Raw genomic sequence first — 18173 nt, forward strand, 5'->3', positions numbered from 1 at the left:
CGGGCCGGCGCGGTGGCCGGCCAGGAAACCGGCCACCGCGAGGACGACCGCCGTCGCGGTCGAAGTGCCCGCGACGGCGAAACGCTTGCGTCGTCGCCGGACCCGGCCGCCGCGCTCGATCACGTCGGCGGCTTCGAGGCGCATCGGCGGCTGCGGGCCGCCGGCCGCGCCGGTCAGGATCGCGCGGACGTCGTCTTCCTGGTCCATGTTCGTCACCTCCTCTCCGTGGGTGCGCTGAAGGTCAGCGCACCGTAGTGCGGACCGAGCCGGTTCCGCAGCGTGGCCAGGCCGCGGGAAGCCTGGCTCTTCACCGTGCCAGTGCTGCAGCCGAGCGCCTGAGCCGTCTCTTCGACGCTCAGGTCTTCGAAGTACCGCAGCACCAGCACGGCGCGCTGCTTGGGGGCCAGGACGGCCAGTGCCTGCCGGACCAGCATGTCCTGGTCGCTCGCGGGTTCCGCCGGGAGTTCCGGCGGGGTGTCGGTGAGCCGCTCCCGTTTCCACCTGCTGCGCCGGTGCTCGGCGAGGAACGTGCGCAGGACGACCTTGCGCGCGTAGGCGTCCAGCGCGTCGTGCCGCGACAGCCTCGGCCAGGCGAGGTAGATCTTGAGCAGCGCGGCCTGCGTGAGGTCTTCGGCCTGGTGCCAGTCCCCGCAGAGCAGGAAGGCGGTCGATCGCAGGCTGTGCGCGCGCTCGCCGAAGTACCGGGCGAACTCGCCGTCCCACGGCGAGCCCGGCCCGGTCGACGGACGGGAGCGGGAGATCACCTGGTTACCGGGTCTCCCACACGGCCGGCAGGTGCAGGTCACCGGTCGGCCCGGCCGGGACGGCGCGGGGGACGCGCGGAGCCGGGCCCGTGCGGGCGGGGCGAGTCGTCTCGCGCGGCACCGGAACCGCGCTCGGCGCCAGGGGGCGGGGACGGCTGCTGGTCGGAGCCGGCGCCAAGGTCGGCTCACCCGGCCGGGTCACCTGGGTGGTCGTGGCCGGGGTCGGCGCCTGCGCCTCCGAAGCCAGCGCGATGCCACCGGTCAGGGCGCCACCGGCGAGCACGAGCGCGCCGAGGGTCAGGGCGATGCGGATACGCAAGACAGCTCCTCATTCTCGTGGCGCGGCAGGGGATCGCTGCGCCTCTGCCCTTAGTCATGCGGCGGGTGATCACCGGGGTTGCATCGGATTTCGGGGATTGTTCCGCGGAAAACACGAACGGCCGGGAAGCCCGCAGTGGACTTCCCGGCCGCCCGGCTGTTTCTCGGTGTCTCAGCCCCGGTGGCTCAGCGGGCCAGCGCCGACAGCTTCTGCCAGCTCGCCCAGTCGTAGGTCCAGTCGCTGTAGTCGCCGTCCTTCGCGCTCAGCGTCTGCGTGCTGCCGGTGATCTCGACCGGGTCGCCGGGGAGCACGCCGTCGTAGTACTCCTTGGCGCGCGCGGGCGACAGGTTCAGGCAGCCGTGCGAGACGTTCTTCTTGCCCTGCGCCCAGACCGACGCGGCCAGGCCGTGGATGAACTCGCCGTTGTTGGAGATCCGGACCGCCCACGGCACCACGACGTTCTCGTAGTGGTACTTCGGGTTGCTCATCGCGTACGTGGCCTGCTTGCCCATGACGACGTGCACGCCGCTGTGGGTGACGCGGCCGGGGTCGGAGTCGAGGCCGTAGCTCACCGGGTAGTCGGCGATCTGCTGGCCGTCGCGGATCACCTGCATGGTGTGCTGCGTGGTGTTGCCCTTGACGATCTGCGAGCGCCCGATGGCGAAGCTGGCCGAGACGTCCTGCTTGCCGTACACGCCGTCACCGATCTTGACGCCGTAGATCTTGGCGTTGACCTTCACCTGCGTGCCGGGCTTGAAGTACTCCTTCGGCCGCCAGTGCACCGAGGTGTCGCCTTCCATCCAGCCCCACGAGCCCTCGGTCTTCGGCGTGGTCTCGACCGACAGCGCCTTCTCGACGGAGGCCTTGTCGGTGACGCGGCTGGGGAAGGTCAGGGCGATCGGCATCGCGATGCCGTACGTCTGGCCGTCACCGACGTTCAGGCTGGCCGCCAGCTGGCGCTTCGGCTTGACCGTGGTGAACGCGCCGGCGATGGGCACGTTCTTGCCGTCGGCGCCCTGTGCCTGGCCGGACCAGGTGTAGGTCTTGCCGTAGCCGAGCTGTTCGGTGGTGGTCCAGCTCTTCTTGTCCGCCGACGCCTGCCCCTGGACCTGCTTGCCGTCCGGGTTGGTCAGCGTGACCGACGTGATCGTGCCGTCGGTGACCTGGACGACGACCGGTTCGCCGGGCGCGACGTCCTGGGCGCCGCCCGCCGGCGACACCGTCAGCTTCGCGGGCTGCGCGGTGGGTGCCGGCGAGCTCGTCGGGCCCCCGCCCGACGTCCCGCTCGCCGAGACCGTCGGTTCGCTGCTGCACGCCCCCAGCGTCAGCACGGCGACCAAGCCCAAGGCCACGGCAGCGCCGCGGCGCCGCGTGGAATTCCTCACCGTCACACCCATCCCCTTTTTGCCCCTTTGGTGCTTCCCCTCTTCGAGACGCCCCGCAGACCGTGTACGTTGAGCAACATTGATGTGACGAGCGTCACATTGGTCGGCGGAAGCTTTCACTGAGGGGGCACGGCCGACTCCGAGCCGTATTCGGTGATCACGGTGTCGCAGTGCGGCGCCAGACTAGCCGGTGGGTCCGACAGAACGGGGCGGGAGCCCTACGACGTTCCGGTGACCTTGGTGCGCACAGCCGGTTTTCGCCTCGATCACGGGGTTCAACTTTGGCCAGATCCCGGTAGTCTGCTCTCAGGCCGTCGTTTTGCGTGTTCGTGGCTTCACACTCGCGGAACTTCTGACGCGAGCCATGGAGCCGACCCGCTCTTGACTCGTCTCGTTGGAACCGCCCGGGACGGTCGGGGTGCCGCTTCGGTGGCATTCGAAGCGGATCTGTGTAACGAGGAGTACAGCGGTGGCGCAAGGCACTGTGAAGTGGTTCAACGCGGAGAAGGGCTTCGGCTTCATCGCGCAGGACGGCGGCGAAGGCGACGTGTTCGTTCACTACTCGGAGATCGAGGGCCGCGGCTTCCGCACCCTCGAGGAGAACCAGCGAGTGGAGTTCGAGGTCGGCCAGGGCCAGAAGGGTCCGCAGGCCCAGAAGGTCCGCGCGATCTGAAACTGAGGCGGAACAAGCCTCACAGGCCCTTTGCGCGTCTTAAGGCCTGAGTGAAGGGCCCCCGGCAGTTGTGTCGGGGGCCCTTTCTCATGAGGTCTGCGTGCGCCGGCTCAGTGCCGGGCGACGGCCGGCGCGTCGAAGGCGTCGGCGGGGAAGTGGAACTCGTCGGTGAGGTCGCTGACCTCGACAGCACCGGCCTGCTGCCGCTGGTCCTGCAGGGAAGAGGCCTGCCCCTCCCAGTTGAGCCGCTCCAGGATCCATTCCTGGGCGAGCGCCTGCGGCGAGATCTCCCGCTCGGCGGCGATGTCCTTGAGCTGCTGGTTGGCCACGAGGCTCATGCGCAGCTGGATGACCTGAGCTTCACCGAACCGCTTGCCGGACCCGGTGCTCTCCAGATCGTTCTCCGGAGCAAGCGCGGCGAGGTACGAGGTGAGCTCGGTGTCCTCGACGGCACCGTCGTCCGCAGGCTTCGCGGCACCACGATGACGCCCGGAAGACGCGGCGGCTTTCAGGTTCGTGCGGCTGCTCAAGCGGCCAAGGGAGGGAAGAGGCACAACGCCACGATAACGTTTGCATCTCGCCACACAAACCACTGTGAGCTACAACACGCCCCCAGTATTCCCCATTCAGCCCAATCCCCACCCATTCAGACCAACCCCCAACAACACAAAGCAACCCCCACCTAACCCTCCGAGTCGATCACGCACAGTCCCCAACCTTCCGCACAAACGGCGGCAGATCGCCAGGGCGCGCAGCGCCCGAGGCGCACAACGGACCACGCTGGAAGCCGAGCGCGAGGCACCGTGGGGGGTCCGGGGGGCTCGGCCCCCCGGGTCAGCACACCGAAATGTGGGCCCAGGCGAAGGGCGAAGCCCGAAGCGGGCCAGGAAATGGAGGACCCCCGCGCCAGGGGGAGGAACGCGGGGGTCGGAGGGGATCTCCACAGGCGCTGACCGGGGGTGTGTCAGCACTTCGATTGTTGCACGAGTTGGGTGGTTGGGCGAGTGGAGAGCGGGAAATTTCCCCGTGTGGTGTCACTTTGCTGCGGGGGTGACGTTCGTTCGGGTGGGGTTCTTCTTCGAGGTTGCCGATTGCGCTGCGTTGAGCGGAGTGTGGCCTCAGGTTCACTCTCCGGGGGGCTGTGTGTGGTGGCCGGCGCTGGTTAGCCTCGCGGCCAAGTTGTTGTGAGCCGTGTGGAGGGGCTATGAGCGGGTCTGTTGAAGTGCGGCAGTTCCTCCTTCGGTACGAAGGTGCCGATGGGGGGAGTGCGCCGTTTGCCGGGGCGTTGCCGGCGCAGCGGAGTGGGGCGGCGGATGCGCAGCGGGTGTCGGATGATCAGGTCCGGCGGGCTCGGCTGGCGGTGGCGCACGGTGCGCTGGGGGTCGAGGACTGTGGTCAGTTGCTGGAGATGCTGGGCTTGAACCTGGATGAGGACGGGCAGGCGCCGGTTCAGCGTTGAGGGTGTGGTGGCGGGTGGGTCCGGTGTGTTCCGCTGGGCCCGTCCGGTGATATCTCCGCTGGTTGTGCTGCTTTCCGGCAAGTGATTGCCCAGTTGTGGGCCGCTGTTTGACGCCCGTTTCGTAACAGTGTTACGGTTGCTGGGTCGAAAGGGGCGGACATGACGACGACCGAGGGTGCGGCGGGGTTGGCGAACCGGATCCGGCCGGTGGTGCAGGTGCTGGGCGGGAAGTTCATGACGTCGCCGGAGCTGGCCGCGGTCGAGGCGGAGGTGGGCCTGCCGCCGCGTTCGCTGTACGTCCGCGGACGGTCGGCGGTACTCGGCGACGTCCCGCCGAAGGTGGCCGCGGAGCTGTTCGGCATCTTCCCGCACTGGCTGTTCGAGTTCGTCCTGCCGCCGGCGACGGCGGCCCTCGATGCGCCCGCCGCGGTTCGCGCCTACGCGGAGTCATCGGCTCGGTGGTTACGCGTCAGCCTTTCGGCCGTACCGGAGCCCGGCCGCTTGGCGGAGCTCGTGTTCCGCGTCGTCGACGCCGCGGACGCAAGCGGGCTGGCGCTCTTCGCGGGGTGGAAGAACGCCGAGCGTCCCGAGGGTGACGTCGAGCGCCTCGGCTTCGCGCTGATGGTCTTCCGTGAGCTGCGTGGGGGTCTTCACTTCGCGGCCCTGCGCGCGTTGGGCCTGTCGGTCCCGCAAGCGGTGATCGCTGATCCTGAGGGCGGTCGCGAGCGCCTGCTGCGCACGGCGTGGCCCGAGGACGCGGCCGACGAGCTGGTCGCTTCGGCGGAGCGCAAGCCGGACCTGCGCGACCGCTGGCACCGGGCCGAGGCCCTGACCGACGACCGGATCGGCGAGCTGCTGGCGTCGGCGCTGTCCGAGCCCGAGCAGGCCGAGCTCGCTCGCCGCCTGGCGGAACTGGCGGAGTTTGCGCAGGTCTGAGCCTCGCTGGAGGCTTAAGGAACCCCCTGTGCAAAGGGGTGGCGGCGTGCCCTATGCTTGTAATCGCTCCCAGGGGAACCTGAGAGCGCGGTCGGTCGGTCACCCGAAACCGACCGGGCTCCCATCGTTCAGCGGCCTAGGACTCCGCCCTTTCAAGGCGGCAACGCGGGTTCGAATCCCGTTGGGAGTACGCAGTACTGTAGTAAAGCAAGACTGTAGTAGCGCAAGGCCCTGTGGCGCAGTTGGTTAGCGCGTCGCCCTGTCACGGCGAAGGTCGCGGGTTCGAGTCCCGTCAGGGTCGCAAGATCGTTCGGCTCCTTGCCGGCGTTCCCGGCCAGGTAGCTCAGTTGGTACGAGCGTCCGCCTGAAAAGCGGAAGGTCGCCGGTTCGACCCCGGCCCTGGCCACCGTTCTGATCAGCCCAAACAGCCCCCACCGAACCCGGCGGGGGCTGTTTCGCGTGCGCTCTCTCAGTCTCCGTCTCACTCGCCCTTCTTGCGCCCCTTCCGTCGCTTGCCCTTGCTCTTGCGTTCGGGCTTCCACAGGTACTCGTTCAGCTGGTCCGCGATGTCCCTGCGAAGGCCGCCGGTCATGTGCTGGTACCGCTTCGCCATGGGGCTGTTCGACCAGCCCATGAACTCCATCACGGCCCGCTCCGGCACCCCGAGCACGAGCAGCACTGTGGCCGCGGTGTGCCCGCGCGTCATGCAACCGGGCCTCCCGCCTCTTCGGGAGCGCCTTCCGCTCGTCCAGGTCCCGGCGCGGGTCGAGCGGCTTCCCGTTCGGCTGGGTGAACATCCACTCGCCCCCGTGCCACTCGGACCCGGCCGACGACTTCACGTCGACTTCGACCAGGCCGCCGCCGTGCCACTGCGGGCACCACCGGGCGTGGCTCACGCAGTCCGGCGGGCTCGGCTTCCGGTAGTGCCGTTTGCAGTTCTCGGGACAGGACTTCATCTTGTGGTACTTCGCGCCGCACTCGAAGACCTGGCCGGCTGTCGCTGTGGGACGAGGTCAAGAAGTTCGTGTATGAGACGGACAAGGGGAGGAGATGCTCGGGGCCGAGTGCGCGGAGCTTATGGCCAAGATATCCGGCCGCGAAGAATCTGGAGAACAAGGCGAACGCAGCTTCGTCGAGCTGACGATGGACGCTGCCACGGACTTCGGCGAGTTCCACTTTCCTGGCGATGCGAAGATCGAAAGGGTTTCGGGATGGCTGTGGCGCCAGGGCTACTAACCCCGGACGTCGACAGCTCGGATCTCCTCCAGTGGCGCCTGCGGCACGACGTAACGCCGTGCCGCAGGCGCCGGCTGCTAGCTGCGCGGGAGCCGGTGGTTGCTCACGGGGCGGAGCAGCCCGCCGAAGCGGCCTTCGAGCTGCCGGACGATGCCCTCCGGCGTGCTCTCCCGCAGCGGGATGACCCAGAGGATGTCCCAGGTCTTGCCCCGGTCGGGCAACTGGCATGTGCGTATCAAGCCCCGGGTTCATGAGTGCCTGCGGACGTGCAGGTCAGGGCCCTGCGGCCGAGGTGAAACGGATGAATTCCACCCTGCGCGAATCTGGCAACCTTCGACCGCGTCGGGGTTATCATGGGCGTATGGGGTCCCGGGGACGACGAGTCGGGCTGCGGCGGGGCGGAGCTGTCGAGCCTGAGGTTCGCGTGCCAGACATCGTGGGGATGTACCCGTGGGAAGCGCGTCGACTAGTCGCGATGGACAATCTGGGGTTGACGGGGCCCGGAGCTCATGCCGACGAAACCGGTGGGTGGCTCGGCAGGCGAATTGCCGGTCAGGCGCCTTCGGCGGGTGAATGGTTACCGCCCGGTGGGACCGTGACCGTGTGGTTTGATGATGGGCCGGGCAGCGCAGGAATACGTGAGCCCCGACGTCCGGTGCCTCCGGTTCGCAGCGACGACCCTGAACCTGGCCTCTAGATACGTGAGGGCTGGACAGAAACGCCAGCCCCACATATCTCGACGTCCAGTGCGAGCTGACCAGCCTAGTTGATGTATGGCACAATAACCACCGGAACAGTGTCGATCGCGCAGATCATGGACCGAACTGAAACGGTGCTACAGAAATCTGGCACCGTGTTCCAGTTCCATCCCGGTGGCAGGTTGATCGTTGCACCCAGTCGTACAATATATGAGCCGTTGCAGTTCCCGATACCTGCGCAGTAGTATGTATTAAATGTAGGCGAGTATCCGCATTGTGTGCCGATTCCATCCGGGGTGCCGCAAATGCCCTCTGTTCCATTTTGGACACTAACGTTCCGGAAGAGGAGGTCGGAACTCGTGCTGACATAGGATACGTCATAGCACTGCACGTACCCGTGCCAGTCCGCGTCTGACGCTTCTGTGAGAAGTGTTTCGTCGTGGTAGTACCACTCGACTTGCAGATCGAGGTCAATCCACTGCCCGGAGCACGACGGGTTGATGTCGGCCAGGGATGCCGTCTTGTGTCCGTTCGAGACTTGGGTCTTGTTCAGCTGCTCGATAATGCTGGGTCTGATGTGCGACTCCGCTGTTCTCTTGACCAGGTGTGGCTGCGCACTGCCGCTGCCCCCACGATTCGAAGCGAAGGAAGCATCGGCGAACAAAGTGAGTCCCATGACGCAGCTGGCCGCGACTGCGAGTCCCTTAAGTAGAAGGCCGGATGGCCGTGACATTCTGATGATACCTCCAGTGTTCACCAACGAAAATGTTCGGGTTAAGGTCGATGGTAAAGTGTGCTCGTTGTTCTCGAACGCGAGCGACGCCACATCGACGGCGTTGGCTGGCTCCGCGCCGGCGCCGGTTCGACCCCGGCCCTGGCCACCGTTCTGATCAGCCAAAAACAGCCCCCACCAAACTTGGCGGGGGCTGTTTTGTTGTCGGCCCGTCTCGCCGCGGCGTTGGTCCAGCGGAAATGTCGGTGCCGCCGGGCATCATGGCCCCATGGCGCAGAACGTCTGGGACGCCGAAGCGGCCACCTTCGACGAACAGCCCGACCACGGCCTGCGGGATCCCGTGGTCCGCGCCGCCTGGGCGGGGCTGCTCCTTCCGCTGCTGCCGCCGGCGCCCGCCGTTGTTGCCGATCTCGGGTGCGGGACCGGCAGTCTCACCCTGCTCCTCGCCGAGGCGGGGCACGACGTCTGTGGCGTGGACCTCTCCGAGCGGATGCTCGACGAGGCCAGAGCGAAGACCGCGGGTGTCCGGGTCGAGCTGCGGCAGGGTGATGCGGCCGATCCGCCCTGCGCGGACCACTCCTGCGACGTCGTCCTGGTGCGGCACGTGCTGTGGGCCATGGCGGACCCGGCCGCCGCCGTCGGGCGGTGGGTGCGGCTGCTGAAACCGGGTGGCCTGCTGCTCCTCGTCGAAGGCCGGTGGTCCACCGGCGCCGGGCTCACCGCGGCCGAGTGCCGGGAGCTGGTGCGCGCGCACCGGGAAGAAGCGGCCGTCCGGCAGCTGACTGATCCGGCGCTGTGGGGCGCCGAGATCGAGGACGAGCGGTACCTCGTCGTCAGCCGCAGCTGAGGGAAGCGACGAGTCGGTTGGGCCGAACGAGTGAACCGCTGAAGCCCGTGTCCGGACCGCGGCGACAGCCTCGACCGACCGGCGAAGGCAGCCCACCAGGGGCCGCCGCCCGACACGGGGAGCCGGACATGCGTTACCTCCTTACCCTCCACATGAACCCCGCCCTCTGGAGCACCCTCGGCGACGACCAGAAGAACGCCGTCTACGAAGGGCACGGGGCCTTCATCCAGCTCATCACCGAATCCGGGGAAATGGTCGAGACCAAGGCGCTCGCCGAACCCGGTGAGAGCAAGACCGTCCAGGTCAAAGGCGGCGTGGCGCACACCAAAACCGGTGGCTTCGTCGAGTCCGACACCTTCCTCTGCGGCTACTACGTCGTCGACGTGGCGAGCGAAGCGCGGGCCGTCGAGCTGGCGGCGAAGATCCCGGATGCCCAGTACACCGCCGTCGAGGTGCGGCCGGTCGTCCACGAAAGTTGACCTCCAGTGCGGTCGAGGGTTCACCATGAACCCATGACCACTGAAGGGGAATGGGGCATCGGCGCCGTCGATCTCGACGCCTACCTCGCGCGCGTCGGGCAACCGCGGCGGACGCCGTCCGAAGCCGCGCTCACCGAACTCATGCGGGCGCACGTCGGGGCCGTCCCGTTCGAGAACATCGACGTCGTTCTCGGGCAGCACCAAGGGATTTCGCTCGATGTCGTGAGCGCGAAGCTCGTCGGACGGCGGCGGGGCGGCTACTGCTACGAACAGAGCGGCCTCTTCGCCGCCGTCCTCGAGCGGCTCGGCTACACCGTGCACCGGCTTTCCGCGCGCGTGCAGCCGCGGCGGCCCGGGCCCTACACGCACATGACGCTCGTCGTCGACGTCGACGGCAAGCAGTTCCTCGCCGACGTCGGGTTCGGCGCCGGGATCCTCGATCCCATGCCGCTCGTCGACGGCCACGAGGTCGACCAAGCCGGGTGGCCGCACCGCATCACCGGAAACGACGGCTGGTGGACGCTGCAGAAGGGCGACGAGGACACCCTCGAATTCCGCCTCAACGAGATGCACCCCATCGACTACGAGGTCTACCACCACTACACGTCGACCCACCCGAAGTCGCCGTTCACCGGGCGCCTGGTGATCATGACGATCGAGCCGGGCGTCAGCCGCAAGCTCCTCGGCCGGGAACTCACCGTCGAAAAACCCGACGGCAGCAGCGAAACCACCACCGTCGCGCCCGACGAACTCGACGCCACGCTCAAGGAGCTCGGCATCGAGCTGACGGCGGACGAGCTCGAGCGCTTTACTAACTATACCGCACCTCCCCCCCGGGCGGCCGGGCCGGGCCGGCCGGGGTGTTCGCCCGGCCCGGGGCCGCAGCCCCCCGGGCGTCGCCCCCCCCGCGGCCCCCCCGACTCGACGCCCTCGGCGATCACCGTCAGGTCCACCGCGTGGGCCATCGCGATGATGCTCGTGACGATCGCCTCCGCGTCCCGCGACTCGGCGATCCCGGTGATGAACGAGCGGTCGATCTTGAGCGTGTCCAGCGTCAGCCGGCGCAGCTGCGCGAGCGACGAATAACCCGTGCCGAAGTCGTCGATCGCCAGCAGCACGCCCAGGGAACGCAGGGACGCCAGCACTTCCGCGGCCGCTTCCTGATCGCGCATCAACGCGCTTTCGGTGACCTCCAGGCACAGCGCGCCGGCCGGCAGCCCGGTGGCCGCCAGCGCGTCCTGGACCGCGGGCACCAGGTGCGGGTCGTCGAGCTGGCGGGCGGAGAGATTGACCTTCAGCGTCAGGTCCAGGCCCTGGCCGACCCGCCGCGCGGCGAGCTCGCGGGTCGTCGCGCGCAGCATCTCCTTGCCGATGACGTTGATCAGGTCGCTCTCTTCGGCGAGCGGGATGAATTCCGCCGGCGAAATCGCGCCGTGGCGGGGGTGCGTCCACCGCAGCAGCGCTTCCACCGCGACCATCTTGCCGGTCCGCAGGTCGACGACCGGCTGGTACGCGGGCCAGAGCTGACCGTCGTGGACCGCGTAGCGCAGGTCCTGCTCCATCCGCAGCCGCCGCTGCATCCGCTCGCGCAGGCCGACGTCGAAGAAGTGGTGCCGCCCCCGGCCGAGCGCTTTCGCCTGGTACATCGCGACATCCGCGTCGCGCAGCAGGTCCTCGGCACTGCGGCGGTCGTCGCGGCCGACGAGCACGACACCGATGCTCGCGTCGAGGTGCAGCTGCCTGCCGAGGACGCCGATCGGCTCGGCCAGCGTGGCCCGCAGGTGTTCGGCCAGCGCGTGGACCTCGCCCGCGTCGGTGACCTCGGCGGTGACGACGACGAACTCGTCGCCGCCCAGCCTGCCGACCAGGTCTTCGCGACCCGAGCTGCGACGCAGGCGTTCGCCGACGATCCGCAGCACCTGGTCACCGACCGAGTGCCCGAGCGAGTCGTTGATGACCTTGAACTTGTCCAGGTCGAGGAACAGCACGGTGACCGTGCCGCGCTCGCGGGCGTCGAGCCTGCCGAGCACCAGGGTCCGGTTCGCCAGCCGGGTCAGGGGGTCGTGGGTGGCGTCGTAGGCGAGCTGCGCGCTGATCGCGCGGGTCTCGGTGATGTCGGTGAACGACGTGACCACGGTCATCGCCGCCGGGTCGTCCGGGTCGAGCAGCCGGGAGGTCAGCGACACCCAGACGTCGCGGCCGTCCGGCCGGCGCAGGCGGACGACCAGGCCGTTGTGCGTGACCCCGGTCCGCCGCGTCAGCACCGACGGCATCTCGTCCGGCGGGATCCACTGCCCGGCTTCGGTGAACAGCGTCAGCGTGTGGCACGGCACGCCGATCAGGTCGGCTTCGGCGACGCCGAGGATGCGGCAGGCCGCCGGGTTCGCCGCTTCGATGAGCCCGCCGGGACCCATCACGAGCACGCCTTCGTCGAGCGACGCGACGACCGTGCGGTAGTTCTGCTCGGCCCGCCGCCGCGCGGTTTCGTCGGCGCAGACGAGCACGTAGCCGTCGTTCATCTCGGCTGCCGAGACGCGGACCGCCAGGGGAGCGCCGTCCCGCCGCCGGTGCACCGCTTCCGCGACGCCGCCGCCGCGCCGGATGGCCGGCAGGTCGAGCGGTGCGCCGACGAGCTCGCTCGCGCGGCGCCCGACGGCTTCGGCCGCCGTCCAGCCGTAGACCGCCTCGGCGGCCGGGTTCCAGCTGGTCACGACGCCCTCGCCGGTGGTCGCGATCAGCGCGTCGCTGACGTGCGACACCAGTGCGGCCTGGTAGCGGAGGGCGTCGGCGGCCGCCTTCTTCGCCGTGATGTCGCGCATGACGACCTGGTACGTGGCCTCCCCGAGGCGCACCAGCACCGTCTCGACGGCGAACTTGCTGCCGTCCAGCCGGGACATCAGCGCCTCGACGGGCTCACCGGCCTGCCCCGGCTTCGTCAGCCGGGCGAGCTCCTCTTGCAGGACGGCTCGCGCCTCCTCGGCGACGAAGTCGGTGAACCGGCGGCCGACGACCTCGTCGGCGGAACGCGCGGCGAAGGTTTCGAGGGCCGCGCGGTTGGCGTAGGTGAGCACGCCGTGCTCGTGGACGCAGATCGCGTCCGGACTCAGCTCGACCAGTTCGGCGAGCGAGTCGGCCTGCATGTGCGTCCGTCCCCCGTGAAGTCGGCGTGTGGCTCGTCGATTACACCACCGACTCCGGCCCCTGCCTACCCGGCGGAATCCGGGCTCGGCCTGCGGATGCGCTCCCGCAGCCACGGTCCGCAGACCAGCAGCCCGAAGTGCGCGGCGAACGCGTGGCCGAGCAGCGTGACGACCGAGTCGAGGGCCGTCGGGTCGTCGCTCAGCCAGATCGCCGCGATGAACGCCTCCATCGCGGCCAGCGCCAGCAGGCGCGCGCGGCCGGGCAGGGGGAACACCAAGGCGCCGGCGGTGGTGAAGAAGCCGTAGCTGACGCCGATGTCGAGCCAGTGCCCGGCCGAGTTCGGCAGCACGTGCGCGCTGATCAGGGCCATCACCGGCAGTTCGGTGACGAGGGTGGCCACGATGTGGCCGGAGAAGAACACCAGCGCCGTGCGGCGGGCACCGAACCGGCGTTCCAGCGGCGCGACGGCGATCGCGAAGATCAGGGCGTAGACGAGCCAGTTTTCGCCGGGCAGCCAGATCGCGCTGCTCAGCAGGGAGGTCAGCGGGCGCCGCCACAGGTTGTGGGCGTCGGTGCTGGACAGCTGGAGCAGCCGGGCCGTCACCGCCGGGTCGGCGAACTCGAGCAGCAGGGTCGTGGCCAGCAGGACGATCAGGTAGCCGCAGGTGAACGGCGTCGTCTTCGGGTTGGGGACGTACCGGAGCAACGCCCACGGATTGCGCCGGCGCGCGACGGCGATCGAAGGGATCGGCCGTTCGGCTCTCAGCACCATGGACTGAGCTTCGGTGGTCATGCTGGGAGTATCACGAGCGGCAGCTTAGAAAACGCTGTGGATGTCACTCACTGTCAGACTTTGCGTTACGTGACGAATTTTTGCCGGACCTTCACCCGTTCGGGGGCCTTTTACGGTAAGAATACGGCCACGATGACGGCCGAAAGGCCCCTCGGGAAGGTCAGTCGGGGTGAACGACGAGGTATCGGTCGCCGAGCTGCTCGTGCGCGAGGGCTGGGGCGACCGTCCGGGACCGGGCCAGTCACGCTGGCGCGTGGTCGCGGTGATGCTCGCCGTCATCGTGGGCTGCGGCGCCGCCGCGGCGCTGGTCGCCTTCGGCGGCAAAGAGCGCGAGGACGCCTCCCCGGTCGACCAGATCCAGGTCATCCCCTTCCCGCAGCGCACCACCGGGCTGGGCGGTGCCGACCAGGCCACCGACTCCCCGCCGGACGGCGGGATCGGTGGCGGTACCGGCGGCGACGTCGTCACGGCGTCGAACGAGCACCGCGGCACCGTCACCGAGGTGCCGGGCCGCAACCCGGCCACCGAAACCGCCGGAATCGGTGCCGGAACCGGGTCCGCGACGCCGACCCCCACGCCGTCCGGCACCGCACCCGCGACCACCGGTGGCGCCTCGACGACACCGCCGCCGACCGGGAACCCGACGTCGCCCGCCGGGCGCCCGCCGACGCCGACCCCGACACCACCCCGACCGACGACATGCTTCCTGGTCATCTGCTGGTGATCAGGCCAGCTGTTCCGCGAGGTCGCTGAAGTCCGAGGTGTTCCAGCGCTCCGGGCGCATCACGATCGCGATGTTGCTCCCGTGGGCCTCGTCGGTCGCGTCGGTGTAGGCCTCGCTCACCCCCGGCGGCAGGTAGCGGGCCGCCATCTCGTGCCGCTCCGCCTTCGTCATCGGCCACGACTTCACGACCGGGCCCTCGACCGAGACGTACTTGTAGACGCCGTCCTGCTGCTGGACGCACAGCGCGAACCGGCCGGTCGCCTCGATCAGCCGGGCTTTCCGCAGGCCGGGTGAGGTCATCACGACGACATCGCCACCCGGCTCGTAGCGGTACCAGATCGGCGTGGTGAGCGGCGCCCGCCCGGGCTCGGCCGCGACGCTCAGCACGCCGACCTGCGGCTCGGCGAGGAACGCTTCGCGCTCGTCCTTGGTCATCTTGCGGGCCATGGAGACTCCTTAAGGCAAATGGATTTGACTTAAGGCTAGCCATAGAGCGACCTCTAAAGCAAGAGTCTTTGCTTTAGGATGGACTCATGACCCGACCCGGCGGCCGCAGCGCCCGTGTTCGCGACGCGGTGCACGACGCCGTCGTCGAGCTGCTCGCCGCCGGCGAGATCGACGCGGCGATCCCGAAGATCGCCGAGCGGGCGGGGGTGAACCCGACCAGCATCTACCGCCGCTGGGGCAGCCGCGACGCGCTGCTGCTCGACGCGGCGGTGACGCGCCTGCGCTCGACGTCCCCGATTCCGGACACCGGTTCGCTGCGCGGCGACCTGCTCGGCTGGGCCGAGGGCGTCGAACGCGCGATGCGCGACCGGCACGGCCAGATCCTGCTCCGAGCGCTCGTCGCCACCCTGCGGCCGGACGAGAAGCCGATCGAGTACCTCCAGGCCCGCGGTGACGACCTGCAGGCCGCCCTCGACAAGGCCGCGGCGCGGGGTGAGCCGGTGCCGTCGGTCGACGAGGTGCTCGACTTCGTCCTGGCCCCGCTCTACCTGCGCGTGCTGTTCCGGCGTCCGGTCGAGCCGGGCACCGGTACCGTGCTCGTCGACCGGCTGCTCAACGCGCGTCGAGCAGGTCCGGCTCCGAGCGCCGGCCGAGGTGGTTGAACAGCAGGTTCAGCACGAAGGCGAGCACCGCCGCCACCGTGATCGAGCTGCCGCAGATCGTCTGCAGCCAGGCCGGGAAGTGCTTGAAGATGTCCGGCGCGAACGCCGGCAGCAGGCCCACGCCGAGGGCCACCGCGACGACGAAGGTGTTGTGGTTGCCGGAGAACTCCACCGTCCGGAGGTTCTGGGCGCCGACCGCGGCGACCATCGCGAACATCACGACGGCGACCCCGCCGACCACCGGTTCCGGGATGGCCGCGATGAACGCGCCGACCTTCGGCACCAGGCCCATCAGCACCAGGATCCCGCCGGTCACCGCGACGACCCAGCGGCTGCGCACGCCGGTCATCCGCACCAGGCCGACGTTCTGCGCGAACGCCGTGTCGGGGAAGGAGTTCATCACCCCGCCGAGCACGGCCGAGACGCCGTCGGTGGCCAGGCCGCGCGCGAGGTCGGCGTCGGTCGGCGGGCGCCCGGTGATCTCGCCGACGGCGATCATGTCGGCGGTCGACTCGGTGAATGTCACCAGCATGACCACGCACATCGACAGGATCGCCGCGACCGGGAACGTCGGCGCGCCGAAGTGGAACGGCGACGCGAGCCCGAACCAGCCGGCCGCGTGCAGGCCGTCCCAGTGCACCAGTCCCATCGGGATCGCCACGACCAGCCCGATGGCCAGCGCGAGCAGCGGCCCGATCTGGTTGGCGAACCCGCGCAGCACCCGGGTGAAGAGCACGAGCAGCGCGAGCACGCCGAACGCCAGCCCGAGGTGCGACGGCGCCGCGTAGTCCGGTGCCGTCGTGTCGTGGCCGGCGATCATCGCCGCGCCCGGGCCGAGCAGCGAGACACCGATGACCAGCAGCAGGGTCCCGGTGACCAGCGGCGGGAAGAACCGGATCAGCTTCGCGAACGGCCTCGCGATGAGCAGCCCGAACACACCGGACGCGATCATCGCGCCGTAGACCGCGGGCAGGCCGTACTGGGCCGCGATGAGAATCATCGGGTTGACGACGGTGAACGTCGCCCCCGCCACCACCGGCAGCCGGATGCCCAGCAGTTTCCCGATGCCGACGGCCTGTATGAGCGTCGCGATGCCCGCGACCAGCAGATCGGCGTTGACCAGCAGCCCGATCGTCGCCGGGTCGAGCTTCAGCGCGCTGCCGACGATCAGCGGCACCGCGACCGAACCGGCGTACATGATCGACATGTGCTGGAGGCCGAGCAGGGCCAGCCGGCCGGCGGGCAGCCCCTGGTCGACCGGGTGGACCGCGGATTCCGTCATGAGCGCCCCCTGTACAGCAGCCTGTCGATGTCACAGCCAACGCGGTGCCGGTGACGGTTGCAAGTCCCGGCCGTGATGATCATGTTTCGGGGGGCGGCGCGAAGGCCGGGAATGTGTGACCATCGGTGCATGACTTCGGGTGGCATTTCCCAGGTGGGCCCGCCGTTTCGCGCCGATCACGTGGGGAGCCTGCTGCGGCCCCCGGTGTTGCGCGACGCACGACGGCGGCACGAAAGCGGCGAGATCGGCGCGGAGCAGCTCCGCGCGGTCGAGGACGACGCGATCCGCGACGTCATCAAGATGCAGAAGGCCGCCGGGCTGAGTTCGGCGACCGACGGCGAGTTCCGGCGCGCTTCCTGGCACATGGACTTCATCTACGCGCTCGGCGGCATCTCGAAGAGCGACCAGCGGCTGCACGTCAAGTTCCACAACCTGGCGGGCGACCTCGAGTTCAGCCCGCCCGGGCTGCAGGTCGACGGCAAGGTGCGGCTCGACGAACCGATCTTCGCCGACCACTTCCGGTTCCTGCAGTCCCATGTGGACCCGGGTGTGACGCCGAAGCTGACCATCCCGTCGCCGAGCATGGTCTACTACCGCGGCGGCCGGGCCGCGGTCAGCGAGACCGTCTACCCGGACCTCGAGGAGTTCTTCGCCGACCTGAGCTCGGCGTACTCGGCGCAGGTCGCGGCGATGAGCGGCCTCGGCTGCCGGTACCTGCAGCTCGACGACACGAGCCTCGCGTACCTGAACGACCCGGCGCAGCGGGAGCTCGTCGCGCGGATGGGCGGCGACCCGGACACCCAGCACCTGCGCAACATCGCGACGATGAACGCGGCGCTCGAAGGCCGTCCCGAGGGCCTGACCGTGACGACCCACCTGTGCCGCGGCAACTTCCGCTCGTCGTGGGCCGCGGAGGGCAGCTACGAGTTCGTCGCCGAGGCGCTGTTCGGCGAGCTCGCCGTCGACGGGTTCTTCCTCGAGTACGACGACGAACGCTCCGGCGGGTTCGAGCCGCTGCGGTTCGTGCCGAAGGACAAGAAGGTGGTGCTCGGCCTGGTCACGACCAAGCGGCCGGAGCTGGAGGACCCGGACGTCCTGGTGCGGCGGATCGAGGAGGCGGCGCGGTACGTCGACATCGACCGGCTGTGCCTGTCACCGCAGTGCGGCTTCTCCTCGACCGAGGAGGGCAACGACCTGACGCCGGACGACCAGCTGCGCAAACTGGAGCTGATCGTGTCGACGGCCGACCGCGTCTGGGGCGGCCACTGATGATCACCTGCGTCGTCGACTACGTCATCGACCCCGCGAAGCTGCCCGACTTCGAACGCTTCGCCGCGGCATGGATGCGTCTCGTGCAACGGGAGGGCGGGATCCACCACGGGTATTTCCTGCCGTCGGAGGGCGCGAGCGACGAAGCCCGGGCGCTGTTCAGCTTCGAAAGCCTGGCCGCGTACGAGCGTTACCGGACGCTGTTCGGCGTCGACCCGGACTTCATCGAGGCCGACAAGATCCGCGAAGAGAGCGGCTGCGTGGTCCGGTACCGGCGCTCGTTCATGCGCCCGCTGCTGCCGGACGACGACCTCTGAGAGCGAGGC

At 69.1% G+C, this 18173-nt stretch carries 20 protein-coding genes, 3 tRNA genes and 3 pseudogenes; 15 read left to right on the forward strand and 11 right to left on the reverse strand.

Annotation, left to right across the window (positions count from 1 at the left end; all coding sequences use genetic code 11):
- The 4 genes and pseudogenes from ACFVYA_RS33345 to ACFVYA_RS33360 all read right to left on the reverse strand — a co-directional run.
- Positions 1 to 207: pseudogene (locus ACFVYA_RS33345) on the reverse strand (hypothetical protein); the annotation flags it as partial.
- A gap of 5 nt (positions 208 to 212) precedes the next feature.
- Positions 213 to 764 carry a SigE family RNA polymerase sigma factor gene (locus tag ACFVYA_RS33350; protein ID WP_387050692.1) on the reverse strand — a complete coding sequence of 184 codons (552 nt, stop codon included), beginning with the start codon at positions 762 to 764 and terminating at the stop codon, positions 213 to 215.
- A 4-nt stretch (positions 765 to 768) separates the two neighbouring features.
- On the reverse strand, positions 769 to 1083 hold the full coding sequence (locus ACFVYA_RS33355; RefSeq protein WP_387050694.1) for a hypothetical protein: 315 nt from the start codon (positions 1081 to 1083) through the stop codon (positions 769 to 771).
- A gap of 185 nt (positions 1084 to 1268) precedes the next feature.
- The gene (locus tag ACFVYA_RS33360; RefSeq protein ID WP_387050696.1) at positions 1269 to 2480 is read right to left on the reverse strand and encodes an Ig-like domain-containing protein; all 1212 of its coding nucleotides are present in this window, start codon (positions 2478 to 2480) and stop codon (positions 1269 to 1271) included.
- Between the two features lie 457 nt (positions 2481 to 2937).
- On the opposite strand from ACFVYA_RS33360, the gene ACFVYA_RS33365 reads away from it, so the two are divergent.
- Positions 2938 to 3141: a cold-shock protein gene (locus ACFVYA_RS33365; protein ID WP_003097368.1), complete on the forward strand. Its 204-nt coding sequence runs from the start codon at positions 2938 to 2940 to the stop codon at positions 3139 to 3141.
- Positions 3142 to 3251: 110 nt separating this feature from the next.
- Here the strand turns inward: ACFVYA_RS33365 and ACFVYA_RS33370 are convergent, their stop codons facing one another.
- On the reverse strand, positions 3252 to 3695 hold the full coding sequence (locus ACFVYA_RS33370; RefSeq protein ID WP_285987823.1) for a hypothetical protein: 444 nt from the start codon (positions 3693 to 3695) through the stop codon (positions 3252 to 3254).
- 650 nt (positions 3696 to 4345) lie between these two features.
- Between ACFVYA_RS33370 and ACFVYA_RS33375 the strand changes: the two genes are divergently transcribed.
- From ACFVYA_RS33375 to ACFVYA_RS33395, 5 genes are all read left to right on the forward strand, one after another.
- On the forward strand, positions 4346 to 4600 hold the full coding sequence (locus tag ACFVYA_RS33375) for a hypothetical protein (protein WP_387050698.1): 255 nt from the start codon (positions 4346 to 4348) through the stop codon (positions 4598 to 4600).
- A 159-nt stretch (positions 4601 to 4759) separates the two neighbouring features.
- Positions 4760 to 5536, forward strand: a complete 777-nt coding sequence (locus tag ACFVYA_RS33380) for a hypothetical protein (protein WP_387050700.1) — start codon at positions 4760 to 4762, stop codon at positions 5534 to 5536.
- A 117-nt stretch (positions 5537 to 5653) separates the two neighbouring features.
- Positions 5654 to 5726: transfer RNA gene (locus ACFVYA_RS33385), tRNA-Glu, on the forward strand.
- A gap of 37 nt (positions 5727 to 5763) precedes the next feature.
- Positions 5764 to 5837 (forward strand) — tRNA-Asp (locus ACFVYA_RS33390).
- 31 nt (positions 5838 to 5868) lie between these two features.
- Positions 5869 to 5942, forward strand: a tRNA-Phe gene (locus ACFVYA_RS33395).
- Positions 5943 to 6017: 75 nt separating this feature from the next.
- On the opposite strand, the pseudogene ACFVYA_RS33400 reads toward ACFVYA_RS33395, so the two are convergent.
- Positions 6018 to 6513, reverse strand: a pseudogene (locus tag ACFVYA_RS33400) (tyrosine-type recombinase/integrase); the annotation flags it as partial.
- Positions 6514 to 6586: 73 nt separating this feature from the next.
- Between ACFVYA_RS33400 and ACFVYA_RS33405 the strand changes: the two are divergent.
- Positions 6587 to 6772: a hypothetical protein gene (locus ACFVYA_RS33405; protein ID WP_387050701.1), complete on the forward strand. Its 186-nt coding sequence runs from the start codon at positions 6587 to 6589 to the stop codon at positions 6770 to 6772.
- 77 nt (positions 6773 to 6849) lie between these two features.
- On the opposite strand, the gene ACFVYA_RS33410 is transcribed toward ACFVYA_RS33405, so the two are convergent.
- A complete protein-coding gene (locus tag ACFVYA_RS33410; RefSeq protein ID WP_387050702.1) occupies positions 6850 to 6993 on the reverse strand; it encodes a hypothetical protein in 144 nt (47 codons plus the stop codon).
- Positions 6994 to 7133: 140 nt separating this feature from the next.
- Here ACFVYA_RS33410 and ACFVYA_RS33415 point away from each other — a divergent pair, with 140 nt between their 5' ends.
- The 4 genes and pseudogenes from ACFVYA_RS33415 to ACFVYA_RS33430 form a co-directional block, all read left to right on the forward strand.
- Positions 7134 to 7469 (forward strand): PASTA domain-containing protein, encoded by a 336-nt coding sequence (locus tag ACFVYA_RS33415; RefSeq protein WP_387050757.1) that lies wholly within the window; start codon positions 7134 to 7136, stop codon positions 7467 to 7469.
- 1002 nt (positions 7470 to 8471) lie between these two features.
- Entirely contained in the window at positions 8472 to 9050 is a 579-nt protein-coding gene (locus ACFVYA_RS33420) for a class I SAM-dependent methyltransferase (protein ID WP_387050704.1), read from the forward strand.
- A 128-nt stretch (positions 9051 to 9178) separates the two neighbouring features.
- Positions 9179 to 9529, forward strand: a complete 351-nt coding sequence (locus ACFVYA_RS33425) for a YciI family protein (RefSeq protein ID WP_387050706.1) — start codon at positions 9179 to 9181, stop codon at positions 9527 to 9529.
- 33 nt (positions 9530 to 9562) lie between these two features.
- Positions 9563 to 10345, forward strand: a pseudogene (locus ACFVYA_RS33430) (arylamine N-acetyltransferase); the annotation flags it as partial.
- Here ACFVYA_RS33430 and ACFVYA_RS33435 read toward each other — a convergent pair.
- Both ACFVYA_RS33435 and ACFVYA_RS33440 read right to left on the reverse strand, forming a co-directional pair.
- Positions 10345 to 12669 (reverse strand): EAL domain-containing protein, encoded by a 2325-nt coding sequence (locus ACFVYA_RS33435; RefSeq protein WP_387050708.1) that lies wholly within the window; start codon positions 12667 to 12669, stop codon positions 10345 to 10347. The pseudogene ACFVYA_RS33430 and the gene ACFVYA_RS33435 overlap by 1 nt on opposite strands.
- A 65-nt stretch (positions 12670 to 12734) precedes the next feature.
- Positions 12735 to 13463: a rhomboid-like protein gene (locus tag ACFVYA_RS33440; protein WP_387050710.1), complete on the reverse strand. Its 729-nt coding sequence runs from the start codon at positions 13461 to 13463 to the stop codon at positions 12735 to 12737.
- A gap of 169 nt (positions 13464 to 13632) precedes the next feature.
- Here ACFVYA_RS33440 and ACFVYA_RS33445 point away from each other — a divergent pair, with 169 nt between their 5' ends.
- Positions 13633 to 14187, forward strand: a complete 555-nt coding sequence (locus ACFVYA_RS33445; RefSeq protein WP_387050711.1) for a hypothetical protein — start codon at positions 13633 to 13635, stop codon at positions 14185 to 14187.
- On the opposite strand, the gene ACFVYA_RS33450 is transcribed toward ACFVYA_RS33445, so the two are convergent.
- Positions 14188 to 14634: a pyridoxamine 5'-phosphate oxidase family protein gene (locus ACFVYA_RS33450; RefSeq protein ID WP_387050713.1), complete on the reverse strand. Its 447-nt coding sequence runs from the start codon at positions 14632 to 14634 to the stop codon at positions 14188 to 14190.
- Positions 14635 to 14720: 86 nt separating this feature from the next.
- Here ACFVYA_RS33450 and ACFVYA_RS33455 point away from each other — a divergent pair, with 86 nt between their 5' ends.
- A complete protein-coding gene (locus ACFVYA_RS33455) occupies positions 14721 to 15296 on the forward strand; it encodes a TetR/AcrR family transcriptional regulator (protein ID WP_285987833.1) in 576 nt (191 codons plus the stop codon).
- Here ACFVYA_RS33455 and ACFVYA_RS33460 read toward each other — a convergent pair.
- Positions 15247 to 16578 carry a nucleobase:cation symporter-2 family protein gene (locus tag ACFVYA_RS33460; protein WP_387050715.1) on the reverse strand — a complete coding sequence of 444 codons (1332 nt, stop codon included), beginning with the start codon at positions 16576 to 16578 and terminating at the stop codon, positions 15247 to 15249. The two genes, ACFVYA_RS33455 and ACFVYA_RS33460, sit on opposite strands and share 50 nt — an antisense overlap.
- Before the next feature lie 129 nt (positions 16579 to 16707).
- On the opposite strand from ACFVYA_RS33460, the gene ACFVYA_RS33465 reads away from it, so the two are divergent.
- Together ACFVYA_RS33465 and ACFVYA_RS33470 are read left to right on the forward strand one after the other, a co-directional pair.
- Positions 16708 to 17847 carry a 5-methyltetrahydropteroyltriglutamate--homocysteine S-methyltransferase gene (locus ACFVYA_RS33465; RefSeq protein ID WP_285987835.1) on the forward strand — a complete coding sequence of 380 codons (1140 nt, stop codon included), beginning with the start codon at positions 16708 to 16710 and terminating at the stop codon, positions 17845 to 17847.
- Positions 17847 to 18164 carry an NIPSNAP family protein gene (locus tag ACFVYA_RS33470; protein WP_285987836.1) on the forward strand — a complete coding sequence of 106 codons (318 nt, stop codon included), beginning with the start codon at positions 17847 to 17849 and terminating at the stop codon, positions 18162 to 18164. The genes ACFVYA_RS33465 and ACFVYA_RS33470 overlap by 1 nt, the downstream gene beginning before the upstream one ends.
- The last annotated feature ends 9 nt before the right edge of the window (positions 18165 to 18173 follow it).

It is taken from the genome of Amycolatopsis sp. NPDC058278, from assembly GCF_042881395.1.
Lineage (GTDB): Bacteria > Actinomycetota > Actinomycetes > Mycobacteriales > Pseudonocardiaceae > Amycolatopsis.

Coding starts and splice junctions, on each gene's coding strand:
- ACFVYA_RS33360 (WP_387050696.1), bottom strand. CDS start 2,480: ATGGGTGTGACGGTGAGGAATTCCACGCGGCGCCGCGGCGCTGCCGTG.
- ACFVYA_RS33375 (WP_387050698.1), top strand. CDS start 4,346: ATGAGCGGGTCTGTTGAAGTGCGGCAGTTCCTCCTTCGGTACGAAGGT.
- ACFVYA_RS33380 (WP_387050700.1), top strand. CDS start 4,760: ATGACGACGACCGAGGGTGCGGCGGGGTTGGCGAACCGGATCCGGCCG.
- ACFVYA_RS33405 (WP_387050701.1), top strand. CDS start 6,587: ATGCTCGGGGCCGAGTGCGCGGAGCTTATGGCCAAGATATCCGGCCGC.
- ACFVYA_RS33415 (WP_387050757.1), top strand. CDS start 7,134: ATGGGGTCCCGGGGACGACGAGTCGGGCTGCGGCGGGGCGGAGCTGTC.
- ACFVYA_RS33420 (WP_387050704.1), top strand. CDS start 8,472: ATGGCGCAGAACGTCTGGGACGCCGAAGCGGCCACCTTCGACGAACAG.
- ACFVYA_RS33425 (WP_387050706.1), top strand. CDS start 9,179: ATGCGTTACCTCCTTACCCTCCACATGAACCCCGCCCTCTGGAGCACC.
- ACFVYA_RS33435 (WP_387050708.1), bottom strand. CDS start 12,669: ATGCAGGCCGACTCGCTCGCCGAACTGGTCGAGCTGAGTCCGGACGCG.
- ACFVYA_RS33440 (WP_387050710.1), bottom strand. CDS start 13,463: ATGACCACCGAAGCTCAGTCCATGGTGCTGAGAGCCGAACGGCCGATC.
- ACFVYA_RS33450 (WP_387050713.1), bottom strand. CDS start 14,634: ATGGCCCGCAAGATGACCAAGGACGAGCGCGAAGCGTTCCTCGCCGAG.
- ACFVYA_RS33455 (WP_285987833.1), top strand. CDS start 14,721: ATGACCCGACCCGGCGGCCGCAGCGCCCGTGTTCGCGACGCGGTGCAC.
- ACFVYA_RS33460 (WP_387050715.1), bottom strand. CDS start 16,578: ATGACGGAATCCGCGGTCCACCCGGTCGACCAGGGGCTGCCCGCCGGC.
- ACFVYA_RS33465 (WP_285987835.1), top strand. CDS start 16,708: ATGACTTCGGGTGGCATTTCCCAGGTGGGCCCGCCGTTTCGCGCCGAT.
- ACFVYA_RS33470 (WP_285987836.1), top strand. CDS start 17,847: ATGATCACCTGCGTCGTCGACTACGTCATCGACCCCGCGAAGCTGCCC.